Origin of the sequence: Marinobacterium profundum (genome assembly GCF_001528745.1) — a bacterium.
In the GTDB taxonomy this organism is placed as follows: Bacteria; Pseudomonadota; Gammaproteobacteria; order Pseudomonadales; family Balneatricaceae; genus Marinobacterium_A; species Marinobacterium_A profundum.
The window spans coordinates 1-1,816 of the sequence record NZ_BCNS01000038.1 but is presented as its reverse complement, the minus strand read 5'-3'; the positions used below and the strand labels follow the sequence as shown (position 1 = coordinate 1,816).

At 52.1% G+C, this 1,816-nt stretch carries 2 protein-coding genes; one reads left to right on the top strand and one right to left on the bottom strand.

What is annotated here, in order from left to right; all coding sequences use genetic code 11:
* Nucleotides 1-90 precede the first annotated feature (90 nt).
* Entirely contained in the window at nt 91-1,218 is a 1,128-nt protein-coding gene (locus tag MPRO_RS02625) for an ISAs1 family transposase (protein WP_067286603.1), read from the top strand.
* Nucleotides 1,219-1,221: 3 nt separating this feature from the next.
* Here the strand turns inward: MPRO_RS02625 and MPRO_RS25655 are convergent, their stop codons facing one another.
* Nucleotides 1,222-1,443 (bottom strand): hypothetical protein, encoded by a 222-nt coding sequence (locus tag MPRO_RS25655; RefSeq protein ID WP_158651722.1) that lies wholly within the window; start codon nt 1,441-1,443, stop codon nt 1,222-1,224.
* Nucleotides 1,444-1,816: the final 373 nt, after the last annotated feature.

Genomic DNA, 1,816 nt, shown 5'->3' with positions numbered 1-1,816 from the left:
CAGGGCAAACGCATGAACGTTTTTTGAACAAACGAATCACTTCTAGTTGATTTTTGACGTGATCACCATAAAACTTGCCCATTTCTCACTATGACTCAGAACAGCCCAACACTGCTCGACCGTATGATGGCACTGGAAGACCCCCGTCAGGCCGCCAAATGCACCCACGACCTCGGCGAGGTCGTCTTCATGGCAACATGCGGGTTGCTCTGTGGAGCCGACGACTGGAACGCCATCGCACTCTTCGCTGAAGTACGCGAGGAATGGTTCAGGCAGTACCTGAAATTGCCGGGTGGCATACCCTCACATGATACCTTCAACCGCCTGTTCTCACTGCTTGATCCCGCTCAGTTCCGAGAACTGTTCACCCGTTGGGTGCAGGATGTCCTTATCGACACGCCTCTCTCGGGCGTGGTTGCCATCGACGGTAAAACCGTGCGCGGATCCCGGTCGGGCAACCAGGGTGCGATCCATATGGTCAACGCTTGGTCGACGGAGCTGGGTGTCTCGCTCGGGCAATACAAGGTTGATCAAAAGTCCAATGAAATCAAAGCTATTCCCGAGTTGCTGGATATTCTGATGCTGCGCGGTTGCCTGGTGACGTTAGATGCAATGGGATGCCAGAAGAAGATTGCCAACAAAATTCTCTCGGCTGAAGCGGACTACCTGCTGGCGATCAAGCGCAATCAACGCAAGCTCCATGCTGAGGCGGATACCTGGTTCGATCGTTACTGGTCCGAGCACCCGGATGATGTGCCCGGTCTCTCGTTTGCAGAGGTTCACAGTAACACGCATGGGCGTCAGGAGCTGCGGCGCTGCTGGGTGCTACATGATCTAGAGAGCTGCCCGGTTGCCACATCCTGGAACGCCCGCACGATCGCAGCCGTCCAGCTGGATCGTAGCAGTGCCGGAACATCGACCAGCCTAGTGCGCTATTTTGTCTCCAGTAGGACCATGGATGCCAATGATGTACTTCAGGCAACGCGTCAGCACTGGCAAGTGGAGAATGGCCTTCACTGGGTGCTGGACGTGGCCTTCGGCGAGGATCAATCGCGTGCGCGACAGGGCTATGCCGCTGAGAATCTGGCCACGTTACGACAGATTGCGCTGAATCTGCTGAAGCAGGACACCACTGTCAAAGTCGGGATCAAGAACAAGCGCAAGGGGTGCGGCTGGAGTGATCAATACCTGTTTCATATTCTTGGATTGATCAAATAATGTTCATGCGTTCGCCCTGTCCCGCTGCCCGGCATGCACGGGGAACAAGGAACAAGGAACAGACAAAGCCACATCGACAGTATCAAAAGACCAAACAGGATGCTTGTCTGGCGTTTCATTATCCTTCGTCTCAACAATTTCAACGTTCGAATCAGCGCCAGAATTATTTTTTTTACTTTTTAATTCGAACTCCTGACACATAGTTATAGAGATAAAATATTCCATATATTAACCCGGCGGGCTAATAGATGCAGCAGGGATGCTTCATCATTGGCCGCAGGTCAATGCGTACGCCATCTCTTCGCCCCCAAGAAGGCCAGCAAGTCCATGCACTTGCGCCCATTCTTTTAGGCTAAAGAGTTCTGGCGTGACGGACAAATAGGGAGGGAACGTATTTGTCCACCGGGTTAATAGCTCCCTGAACATATCCACTGAGTATCAACACTGGAGATAGTCACAGGGAATAAATGTTTCATCCAAGGAATCACTTTATCCACAACCCCTGCAGTCAAATAACGACTTGCTGGCAGACTCTGCCTGCAAGCTGTGTTGGCTACGGGCATTCATTTACTCAACGCCGGTTATTAAGAAGACAAGA